This is a genomic window from Serratia marcescens, assembly GCF_006715005.1.
Classification (GTDB): domain Bacteria; phylum Pseudomonadota; class Gammaproteobacteria; order Enterobacterales; family Enterobacteriaceae; genus Serratia; species Serratia montpellierensis.
Genome location: NZ_VFMJ01000001.1, coordinates 4152510 through 4173340, shown reverse-complemented (window position 1 = coordinate 4173340; position 20831 = coordinate 4152510). Strand labels below are relative to the sequence as shown.

The 20831-nt window shown below is 49.0% G+C and carries 23 protein-coding genes and 1 pseudogene; 15 read left to right on the top strand and 9 right to left on the bottom strand.

Going from position 1 to position 20831, the window contains the following annotated elements; translation table 11 throughout:
• Window positions 1-2 precede the first annotated feature (2 nt).
• Window positions 3-554, bottom strand: a complete 552-nt coding sequence (locus FHU12_RS20335) for a DUF2913 family protein (RefSeq protein ID WP_141971438.1) — start codon at window positions 552-554, stop codon at window positions 3-5.
• Between the two features lie 184 nt (window positions 555-738).
• Window positions 739-1227, bottom strand: coding sequence for a hypothetical protein (locus tag FHU12_RS20330; protein ID WP_141971436.1), 489 nt, complete (start codon window positions 1225-1227; stop codon window positions 739-741).
• A gap of 10 nt (window positions 1228-1237) precedes the next feature.
• Here FHU12_RS20330 and FHU12_RS27205 point away from each other — a divergent pair, with 10 nt between their 5' ends.
• Entirely contained in the window at window positions 1238-1405 is a 168-nt protein-coding gene (locus FHU12_RS27205; protein ID WP_185742331.1) for a hypothetical protein, read from the top strand.
• Window positions 1406-2033: 628 nt separating this feature from the next.
• Here FHU12_RS27205 and FHU12_RS20325 read toward each other — a convergent pair.
• Complete coding sequence (locus tag FHU12_RS20325; protein ID WP_141971434.1) at window positions 2034-3137, bottom strand: ISAs1 family transposase; 1104 nt, start codon at window positions 3135-3137, stop codon at window positions 2034-2036.
• Between the two features lie 1035 nt (window positions 3138-4172).
• Here FHU12_RS20325 and FHU12_RS20320 point away from each other — a divergent pair.
• From FHU12_RS20320 to FHU12_RS20265, 12 genes are all read left to right on the top strand, one after another.
• Entirely contained in the window at window positions 4173-5072 is a 900-nt protein-coding gene (locus FHU12_RS20320; protein WP_141971432.1) for an integrase domain-containing protein, read from the top strand.
• 533 nt (window positions 5073-5605) lie between these two features.
• A complete protein-coding gene (locus FHU12_RS20315; RefSeq protein WP_141971430.1) occupies window positions 5606-5944 on the top strand; it encodes a hypothetical protein in 339 nt (112 codons plus the stop codon).
• 90 nt (window positions 5945-6034) lie between these two features.
• On the top strand, window positions 6035-6409 hold the full coding sequence (locus FHU12_RS20310; protein WP_141971428.1) for a hypothetical protein: 375 nt from the start codon (window positions 6035-6037) through the stop codon (window positions 6407-6409).
• Between the two features lie 97 nt (window positions 6410-6506).
• Window positions 6507-7085, top strand: coding sequence for a hypothetical protein (locus FHU12_RS20305; RefSeq protein WP_141971426.1), 579 nt, complete (start codon window positions 6507-6509; stop codon window positions 7083-7085).
• A gap of 73 nt (window positions 7086-7158) precedes the next feature.
• Window positions 7159-7644: a hypothetical protein gene (locus FHU12_RS20300; protein WP_141971424.1), complete on the top strand. Its 486-nt coding sequence runs from the start codon at window positions 7159-7161 to the stop codon at window positions 7642-7644.
• Between the two features lie 86 nt (window positions 7645-7730).
• Window positions 7731-8333, top strand: a complete 603-nt coding sequence (locus tag FHU12_RS20295) for a DUF3085 domain-containing protein (protein ID WP_100395943.1) — start codon at window positions 7731-7733, stop codon at window positions 8331-8333.
• A 75-nt stretch (window positions 8334-8408) separates the two neighbouring features.
• Complete coding sequence (locus FHU12_RS20290) at window positions 8409-9419, top strand: ArdC family protein (protein WP_141971422.1); 1011 nt, start codon at window positions 8409-8411, stop codon at window positions 9417-9419.
• An 11-nt stretch (window positions 9420-9430) separates the two neighbouring features.
• The gene (locus FHU12_RS20285; RefSeq protein WP_141971420.1) at window positions 9431-9709 is read left to right on the top strand and encodes a TA system toxin CbtA family protein; all 279 of its coding nucleotides are present in this window, start codon (window positions 9431-9433) and stop codon (window positions 9707-9709) included.
• The gene (locus tag FHU12_RS20280; RefSeq protein WP_141971418.1) at window positions 9702-9974 is read left to right on the top strand and encodes a hypothetical protein; all 273 of its coding nucleotides are present in this window, start codon (window positions 9702-9704) and stop codon (window positions 9972-9974) included. Before FHU12_RS20285 ends, FHU12_RS20280 begins: the two co-directional genes overlap by 8 nt.
• A 111-nt stretch (window positions 9975-10085) precedes the next feature.
• Window positions 10086-11009, top strand: a complete 924-nt coding sequence (locus FHU12_RS20275; protein ID WP_141971416.1) for a DUF1281 domain-containing protein — start codon at window positions 10086-10088, stop codon at window positions 11007-11009.
• Between the two features lie 114 nt (window positions 11010-11123).
• Entirely contained in the window at window positions 11124-11519 is a 396-nt protein-coding gene (locus tag FHU12_RS20270) for a hypothetical protein (protein ID WP_260440748.1), read from the top strand.
• 161 nt (window positions 11520-11680) lie between these two features.
• A complete protein-coding gene (locus tag FHU12_RS20265; RefSeq protein ID WP_141971414.1) occupies window positions 11681-12016 on the top strand; it encodes a colicin E1 family microcin immunity protein in 336 nt (111 codons plus the stop codon).
• A 23-nt stretch (window positions 12017-12039) separates the two neighbouring features.
• Here FHU12_RS20265 and FHU12_RS27465 read toward each other — a convergent pair whose 3' ends face one another.
• The 4 genes from FHU12_RS27465 to FHU12_RS20240 all read right to left on the bottom strand — a co-directional run bounded on the left by FHU12_RS27465 (window position 12040) and on the right by FHU12_RS20240 (window position 16379).
• Entirely contained in the window at window positions 12040-13767 is a 1728-nt protein-coding gene (locus FHU12_RS27465; protein WP_260440747.1) for a colicin-like pore-forming protein, read from the bottom strand.
• Between the two features lie 561 nt (window positions 13768-14328).
• Complete coding sequence (locus FHU12_RS20255; protein WP_141971413.1) at window positions 14329-14739, bottom strand: Exc2 family lipoprotein; 411 nt, start codon at window positions 14737-14739, stop codon at window positions 14329-14331.
• A 2-nt stretch (window positions 14740-14741) separates the two neighbouring features.
• Window positions 14742-15059, bottom strand: a complete 318-nt coding sequence (locus tag FHU12_RS20250; RefSeq protein WP_141971411.1) for a plasmid mobilization protein — start codon at window positions 15057-15059, stop codon at window positions 14742-14744.
• A gap of 315 nt (window positions 15060-15374) precedes the next feature.
• A complete protein-coding gene (locus FHU12_RS20240) occupies window positions 15375-16379 on the bottom strand; it encodes an IS110 family RNA-guided transposase (RefSeq protein WP_141971407.1) in 1005 nt (334 codons plus the stop codon).
• A 355-nt stretch (window positions 16380-16734) separates the two neighbouring features.
• Here FHU12_RS20240 and FHU12_RS20230 point away from each other — a divergent pair.
• Window positions 16735-17870 (top strand): IS3 family transposase gene (locus tag FHU12_RS20230; protein WP_221627855.1). Its coding sequence is split into 2 segments (ribosomal slippage): window positions 16735-16981 and window positions 16981-17870, totalling 1137 coding nucleotides; the frame shifts between segments, so codons are not numbered across the junction.
• Window positions 17871-17905: 35 nt separating this feature from the next.
• On the opposite strand, the pseudogene FHU12_RS20225 reads toward FHU12_RS20230, so the two are convergent.
• Both FHU12_RS20225 and FHU12_RS20220 read right to left on the bottom strand, forming a co-directional pair.
• Window positions 17906-18445 (bottom strand): annotated as a pseudogene (locus tag FHU12_RS20225) (cysteine peptidase family C39 domain-containing protein); the annotation flags it as partial.
• The gene (locus FHU12_RS20220) at window positions 18438-19712 is read right to left on the bottom strand and encodes an HlyD family secretion protein (protein ID WP_141971403.1); all 1275 of its coding nucleotides are present in this window, start codon (window positions 19710-19712) and stop codon (window positions 18438-18440) included. The pseudogene FHU12_RS20225 and the gene FHU12_RS20220, both read right to left, overlap by 8 nt.
• A 362-nt stretch (window positions 19713-20074) precedes the next feature.
• Between FHU12_RS20220 and FHU12_RS20215 the strand changes: the two genes are divergently transcribed.
• On the top strand, window positions 20075-20752 hold the full coding sequence (locus FHU12_RS20215; protein WP_141971401.1) for a LuxR C-terminal-related transcriptional regulator: 678 nt from the start codon (window positions 20075-20077) through the stop codon (window positions 20750-20752).
• Window positions 20753-20831 lie beyond the last annotated feature (79 nt).

Genomic DNA, 20831 nt, shown 5'->3' with positions numbered 1-20831 from the left:
GCTTACGATTGGTCCATTAGCGTCAGGAGTATGTCGAAATCCCCCACAATCCGAAGCTCCAGCGGGCTGATTAAGCGACCATCATCTGAATAGACGGCATGTAGTGCGCTTTCTTCAGTATAAAACCCATTGGGCGGGCATGATGCCGGAAAGCGCTCATCCTTCCAGGACTTATTGTCCATGGTGAAGTTTTTCCAGCCTTGCTCTTTCAGTTTTTCGGTAACGTAAGTAAGACGAAACAAGTCTGACTGTGTGCTTAAAGGCTCAGTACAGGATTGCCACAGGTATTGCAGCTTTTCTCGAAGCTTACTGGAAGGACCCTTTTTTCGCCCCTGCTCAAGCAGGAAAGCGATATCAATGGCAACACACTTCGGAAATCGCTTTTGCTTTTGGGCGGTGGCCAGCCAACGAACCAGAAATAGATGCTCCGACAACGGTGTGCTGGCGATGCCATCCTGACGAGCGATACCCAACGCAACAAGCGCGCAAAATGCCAGATTGCTCAGTGCTGACAGAGTGATTTCTGGTTCGTTTCCTTGCGTATCGGTTTCCATTCTCTTCCCTATGACTTTTCAGCTTCGCTGATATCCTCTGCAGTGTAATAGTGATACCTAGTGCTGTTCTATGACTTGCTATAATACATAAGCAAATCTTAGCATAATGATTTATATAACAATATGCATTGTTTGTGCGAGGTTAAGGGCCTCTATTACGGTTCTGAAGCCCTTTGTCACAGAATTACTCTTTCCTTCTCGGACAGTCTAGTTCTGTTAAGTTTAAACCTTTTATCCTGATGTTTGCTTTTCTTTCAATCTCATTACCAGGTTCTATCGATAAGTAGTAAATATCATTAACTTTAGTAACAAGGTTCAATTTGACGAGCTCGTTGTTGGAGTTGTTCTCATTTATATAAATGCGAGGTATCCCATTTCTGAGAACTTCGTTGCGTAAAAAACAGGTGTTGTCTAATGTTATGCCAATTCGATTTGATGTTGCTTGAGCTAAATTTTGCGAGAAAGTGAATGATAGCAACATAGCTGTCTCGGCAATAATAATGGCGGCAAAGAATAGAGTGCTTAAATTTCTGCTTCGTTTGGATGTTGATAAAGATGGTAGTTTTAGAAGGAAGTGAGTTACAGCGACTGTGATTGCAAATGTACCATCACCGATAGAAATAAACTCAGGCTTGAATAAGAACGACAGAAAAAGAATTAACAACAATATCATGATGAGTTCTATGACTGGAATTGTTAAGCATAGCAGTGCTCTTACAAAGAGTGTTGCTGTTTTAATGCTTACTGTTCTGATTTTTATAGGTGGGTTATTTGTTACCCTGCTGATGGAGCATGTATGTGAGGTTGCTATTGATAGGGTGAGCGCTATGCCTGTTATTACTATTAAGTAGATGAATACTATGTTTACGGAGCTGGCTTTGATAAGAATGAAGGGCCACAGGCAAATTAATAAGTTAAAGAATGCCATGATTGTTTTTTTGTATTTGTGTATTTTTTTTGCAGGGGTTTATGTAGATGAGGCAAAGAAATGAATTTTGAATCGACTCTTTGTTTACATATAAAATGGCGATCATGAGTGTGAAAATTAAAGTCAACATGAAAAGAGCTAGGGTGCCAGCACTAATTAGTATGCCTGGAGATATAAGGTCGATAAAATTGATGTTATGTTTTATCGAGAAGAAAAACAAAAGCATTGAGCCATAAACGGTTGAAGTGAACGTCATTAATGTTACTGCTTTTGAAGCTGTGTCTAATTGTGTTCTATATTTAATGGTTAAGCCGGTTTTTCTTCGCGAATTTGTTCTAGTATTCATTCCTCTTCCCTCTGTGTTGTTACTCCTGTGTATAAGGTTAGCAAGTGGCTTCATTTGTGCATTGAGAATTTTTGCGGCAATCATGTTTTTGGGAAATAACTCAACAGGATAGAGGCCAAGTGACGCCGACCCGGTGATTAAAATTCAGCTATTTGTAAGTTTATATACTCGATGATACAGGGCAAACGCATACTTTGGTTTTATTTTAACCAAAGATGATTTCGCTCCTGAACTTATCACTCCAGCCAGCCTGTTTTAGCTTACTGCGCATACTGTCTTTTTGAGGATGGAGCCTCGCGAGATTCAGCGCGAACCGCCTTATCACGGCCACATTTTCGGCTCCGTCTCCGGCTCTGATGCGACTGTCATCTTCGTTAAACGTTACATCAAGTACCCAGTGTGCTTTGTTCTCTACTTCCCAGTGGCTGCGGATGGCTCCGGCTATTCGCTCTACATCCGGCGGAAGTGAACTTATATAATACTGTTTCTCACAGGACAGCGGCTCTGTTTTACCGGTATGCCGTTCACGTTCAACTTCTATCACTGTCTGCAATCCCCGCCAGTGAGCACTTTCCGTGATCCATTCATTGACTCGTAACTGCCGGTAACGCCTGATTTCTGTTCGCCCGTGCCCCGCATCGATTTCTTCAAACCGAGCCAGGTATTCCGGGTTGTCGCGGCTGACTTTAGTGAAGTAAGCGGCAATTTCGTTGCGTAACTCTTTGTGGTTATTTTTTACGCACAGAACATAATCCACCCCTCTGCCAATAATTTTATCGGCTATCTTTTTTTGCGTATTCATGGCGTCAACGCTGATTAGCGCACCATTGATGTTCAGCGTATCCAGCAAAACAAGCACTGAAGCATTCTCGTTCTTTTTACCCAACGACTTCGTCTGGGCCAGTATCAGCCCCTGCTGCTTGCTCCATGCCGTAATGCTGTGCAGAGCAGAACCGTGATCACCCTGATATGAGTGGCGTAGCGTCTTGCCATCAATGGCAATCTGCTCATGCCCCTGTTCCTGGCGAACCTCATTCACCCAGTTAATAAACGCCTGGTTCATTTTTTCCGGCTCTATCGCCCTGATAAGCCGGGCTATCGTATCGTCGACCGGGATACCATGCGGGTAAGTTCTGTACTGCCGCAACCATTCGATTTTCTCATCGCCAAATTGTTTGATATCTTTCCAGCCTTCAGCGCCAGAGACCACGGCACAAACGGTAAGAAAAACAATGTCCAGGAAGTCGTACCTGATGTTGATGTTTTTGCGTAGGTCATCCAGCTCACTGAAGTGATCGATAAAGCACATGCCGCTATCTCTTTCATTTATTGGGATAGTTTCTGATCACCTGAACACGATTAAGTTCACTCAAAGTACGATCTTGCCCTGCTCGATGATAAACCATATATTGACGCATCTTGCTATTATCGTTTAAGGTAGCCATGTTGTACCGTCGTCTCTATGACGACCAGCCAATGCCTCAGCACTCCGTGAGAGGCGCCTTAGGGTGAGTGCCAGCCAATGTTTCATGTGACCTGTGAGAAACGCCTTCGGGTGGTCACAATATCCTCGTAGCCTGGAAGAGGATGCCCATGTGGCGGTACCTCCGTTTACCCTTTGAGAACGGAGATCACGACTGTGATGAAGGTTCATTAACGACTCAACCGCGCCAGTCCTGGTACGGTTCCTTTCACCAATAACGTATGTGTTATGTCTTTCAGCTACAAAACTCGCCAAGGCGAGGTTTTACGCTTCAACGTTCTGATTATTTTATCTTTTTCGACGTGTTGCTGACGATGCGACTTTTGAACGCACGTATAAGGCCATTTGGTACATTTGGCCGCTTACGTGAGTCTCATTAGGAGCAGAGGAGCGCGCGTCACTTGTGAAGTGGCGAAGACACTACCAAGTGACGCGCGTAGCGCATAACGTCTCAACCCACGTACGACGTGGCTTTCAACGTTTAACTACCATCTGACCAACATGTAGTCTGTGTCAGTACGGTTTTAAACACTTATTCACTTCAACGTAATAACGACGGAAAACATCGTCTTGAACGTTTCACTATCTAAAAGGAAGAAATCGACTCGGTATCGATGGCGACACTACGAACAGTAGTGTTGGAGGCAGCTTGACGAAAGTCAGCTCTGCATTAGCAGCAAACGGATCAGAGATCTGGGGTGCCTCGCAAGAACTCAACATTTCGCCGCCCCGATGCACAGATACCAGTCGAGACGCAGGAAGCGCAAAAGCAACCGTGTCGTCGGGGTTGAAATTACTGGGGTACCGATCCGTCTGCTTCTTTTAAAGCAGATGGACGTGTATCCCATTGGAGATGTTAAGATGTCCAGATTCGGTAAACAGCTGGGAAAACAACTTGTCACGCTAGCTCGTCAGGGACGAGGGAGTTTTAAAACCGTTGCTGACCGTTCCAGAATTGCAGACCGTTTTTCTGAAAGTCTGGCAAAATTAAATATTCAAATTCGTGATGTAAAACACATCAAGACGACCCATATCGAAAAATATATTCATAGCCGGCTGGCTGAAAATATATCGCTTCGCACATTGCAAAACGAGATGGCAGCTGTGCGCTCAATCATGTCAGCTGCGGGTCGGAATAAACTGGCTGATCCCAACCATGAGAAATTGAGTAACCAGGCTTTAGGGATTTCAGGTGCTAACCGTGATGGAACAAAAACCCCTATTTCGGATGAAAAGTTAACTGCTGTCATCAATCACGTCTTAAAAAAAGATGCAGGGGTAGCATTGGGTGTTCAGTTGTCTCGCTATTTAGGTTTGCGAACGGAAGAAACTGTTCAGTCAGCAAAGTCATTAAAAACATGGCGGCAGGCTTTAATTAATGGAGACGAGCGTGTTCGGGTTGTGTTTGGCACGAAAGGCGGTCGTCCTCGCGATACGACCATTTTTAATCGTGAGAAGGTTTTATCTATTTTAGAGGCGGCAATAAAACATTGTGATGATCACAATGGGAAACTGATTGATAAGCCTTCATTGCATACAGCAATAGAACGTTATCGAAATATTGTTCGTGAGGCAGGAATGACAGGGAAAGATGCTCCCCATAGTTTGCGATACGCGTATTCACGCGATGCGGTGACTCATCATGTTAAAAATGGAATGAGTCGCGTAGAAGCAGAGGCATTGGTATCGATGGATTTGGGCCATGGTGATGGCCGAGGGCGTTATATTAAGCGAGTCTATTTCAAAGGTGATGTGGAGTAACGGATTAATCGCATTCAGTGTGCGGGATTTTATTAATTTAAAATTTTCTCAACGGTATACGTGAATATGATTTATCGTACATAAGGTCGCAGCTCTCACAGGGCTGCGACCTAAAAATGATAATGGTACTGAGATGTTACGTTATTAGGATAATAGGAAATATTAATCCAAAAACAGGTGCGTATGGCCTATTGACAGAGCAGCGATTTGCTCGGAAAATAAACATGCTTACTCGTTGTCTTCGGACAACCAGCCAATGCTTCAGCACTCTGTGAGAAGCGCCTTCGGGTGAGTGCCAACCAAAGTTTCAGCGGTCTGTGAGAAACGCCTTCGGGCGACTGCGAATATCCTCGTAGCCTGAAAGAGGAAGCCCCAGTGGCGGTAACCCTGTTTAACCTTTGAGAACAGGGATCACTTAACGGTGATGAAGGTATTGACCGATGTCATAACGACTGCGGTTGCTGCAATCTGATCCCCCGGGGAAATACCTTTCCCCTGGGAGCGGTGTTTCCCTTTTTTACAGGAGAAACACCATGTCTGTTTTTACTTCTTCAGTTGTTCCTGATTTCTTCTCAACCCTGCACCGTGTCAAATCGGCTGTCCAGCGAATACCTTTTCGCATGGCGCCGCCGCGTTTTACTGACTGGTACGTCAATGCAGCCGGTAATTTTGCCGTTCGCGCGCATGTTATCTGCAGTGATGAGGGTTCGGTCAGCGCGTTACTGACGCTGCGCAAAGGTTGGTACAAAGGCGAATATACCTACGCAAGCACCCATGTTGTGCTGTCTTGCAAGCATACCGAGCGCAGAAAAGCGTACCGACTCGCCAGCCAACATGCTGAGCATTTGGCCAGACTGCGTTACCGCTTTTAGAGCGGTCGGTTTACCCACTTCATACCCTGACGGGGATTTACACCCGTTATGGGGATAAATCCCGCTTTTCTTTTTGTGGAGGATTTATCGATGCATACCCAGTTACCCAACGTACTTGACGTGAAAACCGCGCTTGATGCGTTTCATTTCCTTTGCCTGGTTGAAGGTAAGCTCATGAGTATACGGGCTTGCCAGCGTCTGGGACTGGGTCTTGAACGTGAAGACCCCTCTGAGCTGAATGATGTGGAAAATGCCGTTATCAATGCGGGAGAGGCCTTTGGTGGTTTCCTGCTGGTCATGCAGTACGGCTATATATCGACGCTTTCCGCTAACGGGCAAGCACTTATGGCTCACCTGGATACACTGAGCGCAGATATTCACGCGTCTTATTGGGCGCAGGCCGTGGAGCAAGGCAAGCGCTATGTCGAAGCCGACATTGCGATTGGCGAGCTCGAGGTTTGGTGATCGGCACGACAGCCTGACAGACACACACCCTGACGGGGATTTATTCCCGTCCGGGGGATAAATCCCCCCCAAATTTTTTGTTACCGGAGGATTTATCGTGAGTATGAACGTGTATTTTGTCGCACCACCGTCCCAGGACGCGTGGATTGATTTCACCCTGGCGGTGACCGAGGTGTTCTGGCTGTTGCCGGAAGAGGCCCGGCCAGAAGGTATCACGGAAGCCGGTCAGCTGTTTGATGGTATGATCTTCGAAACGGCCGGTTTACGTGTATCACCGGGATCAGAGGAAAATATCCCGATGCAACAGGTGCCTTACGTCAAAGAACGTATGGGGTTCTTTCAGCACCCTGATTTTTTTCACCGACTGGTTCTGATACTGATTCATAACCTGTGCCCTGGCTCTGTACGGATAGAGCGGAACGACTCCAGACTTTCCAAAAATCCAGGATGGGAGTTGCCACTACTCTGGTTGCGCCACCACCTTAAACGCCCAGAACTTCTTGCTCCGGGTGAAGTGGATGAGGCGGCACTGGCTGATGACTCTATTCTTTACCATTTGGAAGGGTATAACAGTCACAACGATGATCCCGATGAACTGCTTTGTCGCTGGCGCGTTATTGTCGGCATGGATGAAGTGCTGGCGGTGCGTCTGAATCAGGCGCATTCGGCGGCATAGTCGCGATTTTTAATTCACCCGGCAGGGCCTCCCTGCAGGGGAGCTCCTGTCCGTATACCGAGAGGAGTGACCCATGGGACTTGATATCAACTTTTTCCGTCAGCGTAAGGCTGACTATCCGAAGTTGCCGGTAAACGGCGACTGGACACCCGTCGGCGACTGGGTGCCGTGTTCACCAGCGTGGCTGGAGGACGGCGGTGATTGCGTGCAGGCGCCGCGAATATACAACCACAATACGTGTAACCACTACCATCCGCCGCTGCTGGTTCACACCTGTCATTTTCGCGGGTTTACTGCGTTGATGCATTGGGTGGCCAACAGTGTCGGGGATGTCAAAAGCGGTGAGCTGATGGCGTTCGACCGTAACGACGTCCAGATGCTGGATTTGTGTCTGTCGCGGCTGAATGAAGCGAACTGCCATGATGAGTTTCCTTCTGAATCTCGTGACTACGGCGGTATTTACTGGACGCAAGTCGATTTGCTGAAGGCGTACGTTAACAACGTGCTTGCCGGTTTTGATTTCAGTCGGGACCACCTTTACTTCCGGGCTTCGTGGTAACACCTCCCACTGGCCATAACGTTTCATTTCCCTGGAGGGGCTTTTCCTCCCGGGGAAGTCCGTCTCCGCAACTCAGGAGACTTATCATGTTGCATTTTAACCCTGCAGAACTGCGCGCCGTGGTGGCTGAAGTACGCGCCAATCAGTGTGCGCTGGTGTTGGCCAAGGATAATGGCGTCTATCTGATGCCGGCCGTGGGCGAACGAAACGCCACCGGCCGTATCAAACACCTGGCGTATGCCGACGGGTGTCATCCTGACAAGGATGAGGCCTGGTATGAAACGTCCCGGCAGCTTGCCGGCGGCGACGACTTTGGCGAGGAGCTGGTGCTGAACGACAGTTGTATCGAGCGAATACTGTCGCAAGGCCATGAGCTCTGGATACATCTGTTACCCGAAACGGTCTATATGCACGTTGCCACGGTTAACTGGGTGTGTGTCGCCGATTATCGGCGGGTGACCGCGCGCATGCTGCAGCTGGCCGAGGTCCATTACTCGGTCTGCGTCAGCCAGGATGAGTTTAAACACTGGCGTGAGCGGGCCATCAACCTGCTGGCCACGGCCTGTCATACCGATTGCAAACGGGCAAAGCCCGCCGATCGGGCTGATTACCTGGCTCTGTTCGAACGGCTGAAACAGCGTGTTGACACAGTGAATCCGAAAGGGGCGCTGCGTTACCCTGCTCTCTAACCACTTTTCCTGTCCCCTGGGGCGTATTCTTCGCCGCCAGGGGAAGAATGCGCCTTTTTCATTGAGGAGCATTCCATGAAGAAAACATTACCATCACGCCGGTCGGCAAAAGCCCGTCGCGAACGACCAGACCTGTACCAACAGGTCACGGACAACATCATTGGTGCCATCGAGCGTGGCACCTTACCCTGGCGCAAGCCCTGGCGGACTGACCGGAACCGGATTTATACCGGGTCTGTCATGCCGCAGAACGGCACGACGGGGTACCACTACAGCGGCGTGAATGTGCTGCTGTTATGGATAGCTGCGGAAGAGCGCGGTTTTCACTCCAATCGCTGGCTGACTTATAAGCAGGCGGAAGCCGTCGGTGGCCATGTACGTGCCGGCGAAACGGCAACCCTGGCTGTGGTATTCAAACCCTGGGACAAGCAGGTGGAGGATGCTGATGGCCGGCAGCTGTTTGACGAAGAGGGGAAACCGCTGAAAATGCGAATACCCATGCTGAAGCCGCTGTACCTGTTTAACGTTGCCCAATGCGACAACCTCCCCGAGACCGTTGTCGGCGTTATGCCGACAACCGAGACGGATGAGGGTGATGCGTTGGTTGATGCGAAAAAGCAGGCTCAGGTTAACACCCTCGTTGAGGCCTGCGGCGTTCGGGTTGAACAGGTTTACCAGGACAGGGCGTTTTACTCCCCGCTCCGGGACCAGATTGTCCTGCCACAGGCTCAGCAATTTCGGACTGAGGCGGATTACTGGTCGACGTTGTTGCATGAGCTGGTGCACAGCACCGGTCATGCAACACGGCTCAACCGTGAGGGTATAATGTCTTCCTCCCGTCGGTTCGGCGACCCGGTGTATGCGTTCGAGGAACTGGTGGCGGAGCTTGGCAGCGCCTTTATGTGCGCGCAGCTTGGCGTCTTTGGTGACATCCAGCACGACAGCTACCTTGAGCACTGGCTCAGGGTGTTGCGTGAAGATAAGCGCGCGCTGTTTCGTGCGGCCAAACAGGCCCGTGAGGCATCAGAATTTTTGCTGAAGCCTCTGGCGGACCCGGTGACAACCGATCCAGCCGTTGCGGCATGAGGAGTCTGGTGATGACGATTGAACAACATTACTGGCAGACCATTGCCGGCAGGTTACTGGCCAAATATTTTGGCCTGGCGTTAAACGATACCGATCTGTGTGAAGCGGAGTGCGTGATGGCTTTACAGGAAGCGGGAGTACGGCCGTTTGAGGCGATCAACAACCTGGTGGATAAATACCACCTGGTACGACTCGGCGCCAATCCCTTTACCTCATCATCACCGTATCTGCGCCAGGTGGAAGAGCTGGGCGTGATCGGTGAAACAGAACAGGAGATAACCGATGACTAAAGCCACCAACAAGGGGCTGCAGATAACCGTTGATCCTGAGATTGCCAGCGAGCTGGCCTACATGCTGAAGCTTCAGCAGACCTGTGGCGCCGTTGTTCAGCTTGAGAATGTCGAGGGCCTGATCCATTACATTCTGGCGAGTATTGCCGATGGTAGCCGACGTCCGGGCTCGTGGGAGCGCGGAATATTGGTACAGCTGGGATTGGTCGCTAATGGCGACGAACATCAGGTATACCGGGCTCACTATGGCGAGCAAGCCCACTAAGGACAGGATCAGCGTCCTGGCCATCATGAGGTAACACCTAACCCAACGGGGGAGACTTTCCCCCGCTGGGGAAAGCTCCCTCTTTTTTCTTGTAAGAAGAGGAGAACGACCATGTCGAACTGGTACAATAACCGTTTAGTGATCACTGGCCAATCCGTTTTTGTTGATGAACTGCAGCAATGGGTCAATGGCCATGTTGTTCCTGACTACCGTCATGCTGTCCAACAAAGCTGCCGGCTGTTCCTGGCCGGGTGTGCCGGCATACTGAAGCCGGCGACGACAAAACCCGGTGTTTACGTGCCTTACCCGGCACTGTTAACGCAGCTGGGGATTGCATCGCCTCAGAATCTGGCCTTTGAACACTGGTTCGGGTTGCTGAAGGCAGATGTACCGTTAACGGGTGAGAACATTCGCCTGATAGAGCGACTCTACCGCCAGTCGGGTATCGATGCGGTGAAATGGGAGAACATCCCCAACGTCGCGAAGGCGCATATGGTGGATGTACTGTCGCGTCAGTATGCGGACTGGTTCGGCCTGGTGGGGGTTAGCCCTGATATCGATGCCGGCATCTGCTGGGAACGTTTGGGGATGATGCCTGAATATACCGCACCGTGCGATATGCTGATGCTGATCCCGACGCGTCTGGCGACCGAACTGAATGGCTCTGGTGGACTGCTGCGTGATGTGCCGACCACTGTCGAGCTCTATGGTCGACAGTACGGCGTCGAATGGCCGGCAGGCCATCATGTCGGCTGCGTACGGGATGGCATTAACACGTTGACAGTGCACTTTGATTCCCCGTGGTACCCGCCAGCCGGCGAGGTTATCGGGACCGTATCGGAGCGGTTCAGTTGCCAGGTGGAACATACCTGGACTATGCCTGATGCGGAACGCAGTGGCTACGATCGTTACGACCGTGGTGAGCATGTCGACGGTGGACGAATAGCGGCTGAGGTTGAGGCTGGTGAGGTGATCCACCTGACCTACGCCGATAAGGATTCTGTGCCGTTGTCACCGAATGCAGCCGCCGGCTAATCACCGTCTTTTGTTGAAGCACTAACGTATGGCCACCGGTATCCCGGTGGCCTTTTTTTCCCGTGGGGGAGTTCTCCCACTGCGGGTGAACTCCCTTTATTAACGGAGTTCACCATGCTGACGTTTACTGAAGCACAAAACCAATTCATCGGCCTCTTTGGCCAAACGGCACGCTACTATCACCGGTACAAGGTCTTTTCTGACTTTGTTCAGTGCAGCGCGATAGCAATACACAACCGCTTTTGTCCGGACGACGCGCTGGAGAAGCAGTACATGTCGCTCATCAAAGGGTATGAACGTGAGGATGTCGAACGCCTGGCGCACCTACTTGCTCTGGTCCGAATAGCACTGGCCGCTAAACCTTGTGATTTTTTGGGCATGGCTTTCATGAGTCTGGAGCTTGGTGATAGACATCGTGGGCAGTTTTTTACGCCCTGGAGTGTGGCATCCATGATGGCCAAACTGCCCCCTACTTGGGGTTCCGGCGTAACACCCCGAACTAGAAACTAGCAAAATTATTGCAAAGACCCTCAGAAAAGGGTTTTATTATATCAACCCACACTTTGTGTTTAATGGAGATGGAATGGCGTTTACTACTTTAATAGAGCGAAAGTATACTTCTGGTGATTGCATTGACGTTCAATTTAAATAGCTAGCTCCGTGGAGGGTAAATGAATAAGAAATACTATATCCGAAATATGCCTTTTGGATGCTTTATGTTTTTATGTTTTTTTTACTTGTCTTGGGGAGATGAATTTAATTATAAATATATATTATTGTCGGTGAGCATTTTTGGATTGGTGTTTTATCCCGTTTCAAAATGGATAGTGGAAAGTTTTATATTGACCTTCACGACAAAAGAATTTTGGAATAGAGGTTTGTTTATGGATACGCCTGGGAAAATGGGCGGACTAGCGATTTACTATGGGACTGTTTTTTTATTATCAATGCCAATAATAACGATATTTGTTTTTGTTATTTTTATGAAAAGGCTACTTAGCAAGTAAGCAGCCTTTTCTATAATTACAACTCAAATGCCGATAAATTTATTCACTTGTTCCATTGCATCATCATCTATTAACACACCAACTCCTGCCATTATTAGACTATAGCCCAATAGCCCTACTGGTCCTCCTAGGATAATACTAAACGCAAAACCCGTAACCGCAGAGGCGGCCATGCCTGCCGCAATAGCTTCTGTTTTGACAAAAAACGGGCGCCAGTTATCAGTTTCTATTGCCTCTTTTAAAGCTCCGGCCCATTCTGCAGCATCGATAGCAAGGCTAGTATAGCCTAACCCTTTACCAAATTTACTTATATTCCTAGCCACTTGCTTAACGTCAACCGATTCCAAAGCTTTTGCAATGGCTTCGCGATCTTTTTTATTGATCTTTTTGTTAATGTTTGCCTTGTATTTATCATAGGCTTTCAGCGCATCATTTACATTGCGAACGTTTTTTCCTTTAGCCTGATCTGCTAATAATTTAGCAAGCTTTTCAGCTTTTTCTCCGTAAACCTTGAAAACTTCCTTATAAAAATCCGCAGTAAATTTAACAGCATCTTGTATTTCTTTCTCCTCCCTTTCTTTTGCCTCTCGAGCTAATTTCTCAGCTTCTTCCCTGGCTTTACGGGCAGCCTCTTCACGCTGACGTTGCTCTTCCTGACGTCGAGCCGCTTCGGCCTTTTCCGCCGCCACTTGCGCCTGAACATCGTTCAGCTGTTGCTGTTTCTGACTTTCCTGACTCCGTGCTTCGCCCAACCGGCGATTCACATCATTCAGTGCGCCCTGACTGGCTGCCGCTTCTCCCGAGAGCCGTTCGGCTTCCGCCTTGTTTCTCTGCGCGTCGTTCCATCGGTCTTCTTCCCACTTGCGTTGCTCCAGACTCAACGCATCGCCAGGCGTAACAATTTTTTCCTTCAGCGCCAGATTCCTGGCTTCTTCTTCTCGCTCATGGGCGGCTTGAGCGTTTTTGCTGCTGACCTCCCCCTCCAGACGCTGCCGCTCTTGCTCCAGGGCGTTAGCCTGATTGCGAACGTCTTCCAGTTCACGCGCGGCATTCACCTCTCGTACATCCTGCCACGCATCCAGCGCCGCAACGTCCGCCATCAGCTTGTTGAGGCGGGCCACGCGCAGGTCTTTTTCACTCTGTTTCACCGGAATACCGTTCCGCAGTGCGTCACGCTCGTCCATCAGCCGTTTCTGCCGGTCGCCATCGAGACGAACATCACGCGGATTCTCCCGCCAGCGGGCGAAAGAGACTTCAAAGTCGGCATTCAGTTTGTTGGCTTTGGCTTCATCAAGCGTAATTTCCTGCGCCATTTCATCCACCGAGGCAACTGCCTGCTCTGCTTCCTTCCTGAGCTTATCCGCACCGGTTAAGCGGCTGGCCTCATCGCTCAGGACTCGCATGCGCTGACTCGCTGCCTCGAGTTTCTGTGACGCGTCGGATTCCACGTTCTGAAAGAACATTAGATCCTGTTCGAACTGCGCTGCCTTTTTGGCATTGGCCGCAACCCCCAATGAGTCAGGACGTCCGGCGACGTAGTTGGTGCCATATCCGTTGAGGTTGGTGTAACCGCTTGGGGGAGTACTCCCTGAAGGCCAAACAGTCATCCCTGGTTCCGTATCTCCTATGCCGGGCGGCGTATCGACGCCCGTTGTCGGCCAGCCCCACGACTCACCGTTCCATTCATACCCAAGCTCAAGCATTTTTTTCCATTCAAGGCCGTCACTGTCTGCCAATCCTGATTTAGCCATCGTTAAACTCCTTCTTGATTTCAATAATAAGTACTGTATATGCATGCAGTAATAAAGAAAGTTACGCGCTTATCTATGGACTATCAATGGATGATAGTAGTTATCATTTACATAATGTGAGAAAAGATTAGCAGGCCGTAATGCTATAGTTGGGGTTATCGGGTCGCGCAGGAGGGAAGTTCCCCTGCGCGACCCGATAACCCCTTACGGGCTTCTGCGGCAATTCTCAGGATGTGGTCAGGCGTCACTACACGTAGCCACGTCTTTTACCCTTGACAGGTCTTTGGGGGCGCTTAGGCCGTATTTCGCGCTTACTTCGCTGCGCAGGTCATCGAAAGTCTGTTTGGCCATCTCCCCGGCTGGAGATAGCGCAAACGACAGCATCCCGGAGGTGTACCGGTGCTCGAACGCCATGAAATCTATCAGCAGGCGGGTTTGTCTGGAGAGCCGCGCAGGACTTGCGGCGGGTGCGCTTCACGGCCCGCCCGTTCCTGACTGGTGATGTACTCGACCGGCCCATGCCCGCCGGTGCCGTTCCGGGAGAAGCCAATAATCATCAGCTCAACGCCCCATGTATCCGTCCCAGTAGGTCGCCGAGGCCTCACGGGCAAGCAGGTCTTTGAGCCTGTAATTAATGCCTTTTTCTTTATTTTCCAAATCAATACCGACATCACCATAATGCTTGTCATACCCTTTAAAAAAAACGGGGCTGTAGTAAGAGTTTCGTTTCTCCTTTGCCTGTGGCTCAGGTATTCCCTCAACCCGATCTTCTTTACCCTCGTGATAAATACTTGTCAGGAAAGGAAGTATATTCTCGTAAACATCAGATCGACTCACAGGCAATACGTTAACTACACCATTTGCATAGCGCGTGGCATGCTTCTCCGGGCTGCTCTTGGTTGGTCCATCTGAAGCGACACAGCCCGACAGCAGCAACACAGAAAGTCCCAGTAAAACCAATATTTTCCTCATCACTACTCCTTGTTTTCCCTCGTCAATTCCAACACGGCGCGCTCGATGGCCATCAGGTGACTGACTGCCTCGACCGCCAGCGCACCGATGCGCCAGGTGTTCACACAGCGGGCAATCATGTTCAGGTTGTCGTTGATGCGGTTGAGCATTGCCACTCGTTCGCGTTCGTCCTGGCAATTACGTACCAGGATGCGGCCAATATGGGCACGCACCAGCTCGAACATGGTCATACCGGCATCGGCATCGGCAGCCAGCTGCTGCAGCTGCGCGTGTTCCTCATCGGAAAGCCGTACCTGCAGGATGCATTTTTTCGGTTTCATGCGGCCAAACTAGCCAAAGATCGCCATGGGCACAACATATTACTGAGGTCAGTTTGGTTATCGAATCTATGGTCACTCCCGTTTTTGCAACACTGATTTTCGACGATATCATTGGCTTGCTTAAATCTATCCGGCGTCTAAATCGCGCCACGATGAGTTCCGCGCCTGATGAACCTCAGAAAAATTATACGGCTTCAGATGAGCCATTCCGATATACAGGTTCTTCAACAGGCCGGTCGGCCGTTTGTATCATCAATGATCAGTATTCGCAAAATCAGATAAGTGATTGTTTAAGCTATTTATTGCTATAGATACTTATGACGCGAACGTCTCTTGTCGCGTCGTAAGCGCCCAGGCTATTCTGGCCAGCTTGTTTGCCAGTGCACAGGTCACAACAAAGTTGCTTTTTCTGCACAGCAATTCCCTGACCCAGTCCGCCAGTTTGCCTTTCTGGTGTTCCAGTTTTTGAATGAACACTCTGGCGCACTGAACAAGCATGGTTCGGATCTTTTTGTTACCTCGTTTGCTGATACCCAACAGAGTTGTTCGACCGCCGGAGCTATACTGACGTGGAACCAGCCCCGTTGCCGCTACTAAGTCTCGACTGCTGGCGTAGTGTTTCCCATCGCCAAGCTCAGTGGAAATAGTACTGGCCGTCAGAGTTCCCACACAGGGAATGGTCAGTAAACGTTGTCCGACCTCATCTTCGTTTAACTTTTGCTTTAATTGAGTTTCCAGCTCCTTTATTTGCTCAAGAAGATAATGGTAATGTTGCTGTAGTCTCTGCAATAACTGACTGAGATACAAGGGTAAATTATTATCTTCAAGGATAGTGCTCAGTCGGCTGATAATAGTCGGTCCCCTCGGAACGCTGATACCAAACTCCAACAGGAAAGCATGCATCTGATTAGTCGTTTTAACCTTATCCTGCACAAATGATTCTCGTACCCGATGCAAAGCACGCATGGCCTGCTGAGATTCCGTTTTTGGCTGAACGAAGCGCATTGATGGGCGTGATGCGGCCTCACAGATAGCTTCAGCATCAAAGAAATCATTTTTGTTGGTTTTAACGAATGGACGGACAAATTGTGGAGATATTAGTTTTGGAGTATGTCCCAGCTCAGTTAATTTGCGGGCCATGAAGTGAGAACCGCCACAGGCTTCCATTGCAATGGTTGTTGCAGGACAAGTTGCCAGAAATTCAATCAGCTTTGGCCGGGTAAACTTTTTACGGTAAACCGCTTTCCCATGACGGTCCTGACAACGGACGTGGAAAGAATTTTTATCCAGATCGATACCAATGAGCGCAATGTTTTCCATGATGGTTCTCCATTTTAAGCCTGTTCACAGCATACAGCTGTGAGGGAGGGAGTGACCATCTCATTAATTATTGTACGTTAAGGCTATTTTTTTACCTTTCGACTTTAGCTGGTTTCAGGCGACGAAACTTGCCTGAAGCCTGTATCCGGTTGCTTTTCCAGATATAATCGTCTATCAGTTTGATGTACTCCCAGCCTAACAGCGACAAATGCGACATGGACTGACCCCACCCCGGTAGACGATCCTGCCCTATAGTTGGACTGACCCCACCCCGGTAGACGATCCTGCCCTATAGTTGGACTGACCCCACCCCGGTAGACGATCCTGCCCTATAGTTTGAGCATAGGAGGAGCGTATGGGCACACCACGATTTACACCTGAATTTAAGGAAGAAGCCGTCCGTCAGATAACGGAACGCGGTTATTCCGTTGCCGAAGTATCTGACCGTCTGGGTGTTTCTGCACACAGCCTCTACAAGTGGCTACGGGCTATCAAACCTGATAACAGCGAACAGCATGCTAGGGATTTACTGGAAGCCAAAAGCGAGATCCTGAAACTACGGGCACAGCTAAAACGTACCGAAGAAGAACGGGATATCCTGAAAAAGGCCGCGCGGTACTTTGCAAGGGAGCCCGACTGAAGTACCGCTTTATCAATGAGCACCGCACTGTATGGGGTGTGATGACGATGTGTCGGGTACTGCATGTCGCCCGGGCCGGGTTCTACGCGTGGCTGCACAACCCGGTCTCGGCGCGTGATAAAGATAACCAGCGTCTGCTGACGCTTATCCGTGATTCATATTCACTGAGCGGAGGCGTATACGGTTACCGGCGGGTTCATGGCGATCTGAACGAAATCGGGGAAACCTGCGGCAAAAACCGGGTGGGCCGTATTATGCAACTGAACCGGATTAAAGCCGTGCGGGGCTATAAAGCACCACGGCGTATCGCCGGCCGACCTTCGGTGGTTGCTCCTAATCGCGTACAGCGGCAGTTTACCGTTGTCCGGGCCAATCAGGTCTGGGTCACCGACATCACTTATATCCGGACCTGGCAGGGATGGTTGTATCTGGCGGTGGTTATCGACCTCTTTGCCCGTAACGTGGTGGGTTGGTCGATGAAGCCGACCCTCTCACGCGAACTGGCACTGGATGCGCTGATGATGGCGGTCTGGCGACGTAAACCGGACAGCGAGGTCATCGTGCACTCAGACCAGGGCAGCCAGTACGGCAGCGACGACTGGCAACGGTTCTGTCGGGCCAATAACCTGGCACCCAGTATGAGCCGGCGTGGCAACTGTTGGGATAATGCGGTGGCCGAATCGTTCTTCAGTTCACTGAAAAAAGAACGCATCAGGAAGAGAATATACAAAACCCGGGATCTGGCCCGGGCGGATATCTTCGATTACATTGAAGTGTTCTACAACCGGGCCCGGCGTCACAGTCACCTTGGCGGCGTCAGTCCGGAGGCCTTTGAACGGGCCTCGTCGTGAGGACAGGATATGTCTACGGTCGTGGGGTCAGTCCAAAATATTTTGCCGAGCGTCCATTTAAGGCCGTGCACACTGCCTGTCAGCGTGCCAAGACTGAACGTGTTGCGAACAGTATTTGCGTTAAACGCACTGCCCGGCCAGACTTCAAGTGCCACACCGGTAAAGCTGGCCGACAATTCTGACAGGCTGACAGTACGCCGCCCACGAGCAGGGTCATGCAATACGACACGATTTTGTCCAACGCTTACCAATACGACAAAATGATTGAACTCCCAGTGGAGGACGCACGGCATCTTCAGCGCACCGAGTTCATTGATGTCCAGGGATAAAGGGCGAGTGGATAGCCCAAGTTGGTCGGCCATACCAATCAACCCGGCCAGAGTGGTGCCGCGCGCTGACAAATTGAATTGTTGTCGCAATGCAATCAGATCGACATTCTTGCCATAGTGCCCGCAGATCATCGCCAGGCAAGCTAGACCGCATTCCGATGCTTCGGTTTGATGTACCAAAGGCATTCGTTTGAAAAGATGTATATCCAGCTGATTAACCAGGCGTTTAAAAGAAAAATTAGTCATTCACCGGTCCCGTAGCGCTTTGTTTCATGTCGTAGAAAGGTGACAGCATCCATTGATAAACTTTTCTCTTTTCCAGAAACAGGGTGCTTTGCGCCTTCATACCGTTTTCCAGACTGAGGCGTTTACCATGGTAGGAAATAGCCTGCTTTTCTGGTCGTACAATCACTTTGTAATACGGTATGGCGGCAGTCAGCGCAGCTTTCGGTGCGCCCTGGTAAGTCTGCATTTCCTGCGGCGACGCCGGAGCTTTGGATATGACGGATACCGTTCCGGCGAACTGACCGAATTTCTCCGCCGGGAAAGCGTCATAGCGTACATTGACCCTATCGCCAGTGGAAATATAGGGGATGGCATCGTTAGGCACCCAGAGCACCAGTGCATAGTGGTCGACCTTGTCAGGAAGCATTTGCAACAGGCTGTCGCCGACGTTCACCATCTGACCAACGGTGACGCTCAATGAATCAACGCGTCCTTCGGATAATGCGCGTACAATGATCACCCCGCTTGCATCAATATTCAGCAGTTCCTTTTGCAGCTCGTAACGTTGCAGTTCCATCTGGTAAATCTGATTATCAAATTCTGCAGCCTGAGTGTGGATCTGACTTTCCAATGCAGTGATCTGCAGCGCATTCTGCTCGTTCTGTCCGCTCAGACCCAGCAGGTTATTTTGTTGCTGGTAATACAGCGCAACCTGATTGGTGAGTTGATCCTTGTTGATCAGTCCTTTGGCCTGATAATGTCGGTAGTTCTGCATGTTCTCCTTCATAATACGTATCCCTTCCTGAGCCCTGCGAAGGATATCGGTGGAGCGTTCAAACGCTGCTGTATATTGCGCTTTCTGTTTTTCCAACATTGCGAGGGTGGCCCGTTTATTGCCCTCCAGACGACTGATGATTTGTGCAATACGGGCCTGTTGACTATTTATATCCCGGCGCTGATTGTCACTGACCACACCGCTGCGGGTACTCTTGCTGACGTCAATTTGATAGATAGGGGTGCCGGCAGTGATGAGCTGGCCTTCAGTGACTAATTGTTTTACCACCACCCCCTGGACGGTAGAGTAAACGTTGGCAGCACGCGGGTAGGAGGTGATCTCGCCGGTTACGTTGGCTCGACGGGTGTAGGTACCGGCGATAATGAAAGTAAGAAATGCAACGATAAAAAATAGGCAGAGCCCTGTCATGAGCCAAAAGGGAATGCCGGGCAACAGCAATGCCCGTCCCCGCCATTTCATTTTTTGATGGTTAATCGCTTCCTGCCGAAACACTGTCTGCCTTCCTTATCATATTGATTGAAATGTGATTATAAGCTTACTCCAAAGGGGGGCTCATGCAAAATTTGTGGCTGCTCTAGATAATCAAGGTCATCGAAAACAGCCCAAATAATATTGATTGTTAGGATATTGAGAAGGGGGAGGGGGAGGAAGAGGGGGAAAACGCTAGGCGTACTGACTACTGGCATTAGAATTATCACTTAAAAAAGAAAGGTTAAAAAGTAGATGGCATAAAAAAACGAGAACATTCTTAAAATCAAACAGGATTTTATCCTGTTTTTTTTGCAAAACGCGATCCATTATAATGTGGATATTGAGTTTTGTGGCATTTAGATCTAATATTCTATAGGGTTAGTGTGGATGGCTCTACTATCATGGAGGATTCAATATTGATAAGTAAGGCAAGTAGCGAGAAAGATCAATTATTGGCGGTGTTAGGCAGGGATGTATTCTTTAGATGTGCTGTAAAGCACATTGCAGAGGGGGTATTTGGAAAAGATAGAGTGTTAACATATCGATCATCAAATGATTTTTTACGAGCTTTGTCAGACAACGATAAAGTAAATACAGCTATTGTTGATTACGATGTATTGTACTCCGAGAATTTTTCATTATTAGATGCTATAAATGACTACTTCCCAAAATTAAATAACATTGTAGTGATTTCGAATCCTAATATACAACTAGTTTCACTTATTAGAAGTCTGAATATTAATAAGATCATATCTGCGAAAGATGATATCTCCTCCTTTATTAAAGTGTTAACTATTGAGAGGCATGAAGAGTATTACAGCCCACGTATCATCAGAAAAATAAAAAACATGTCCATTAAACCGCCATTGCTAACCATAATGGAGAGATATGTTTTAAAGAATCTAATTAAAGGCGTGTCACCCAGGTTAATTGCAACTTGGAAAGGTATTAGTATAAAGACAGTAAGTACACATAAAAATAAGGCATTAAATAAAATAAATGTAGGAAACCTTAATGATCTTGTTTTGCGTAATAAAATAAATGTGGCTTATCGTAAATAAGAGAAGTTTAAAATTTATTTAATATAAATCTGTACTCTGGTTGCAATAATGCTAGGGGCGGTAGCGTGGGGGTTTATTA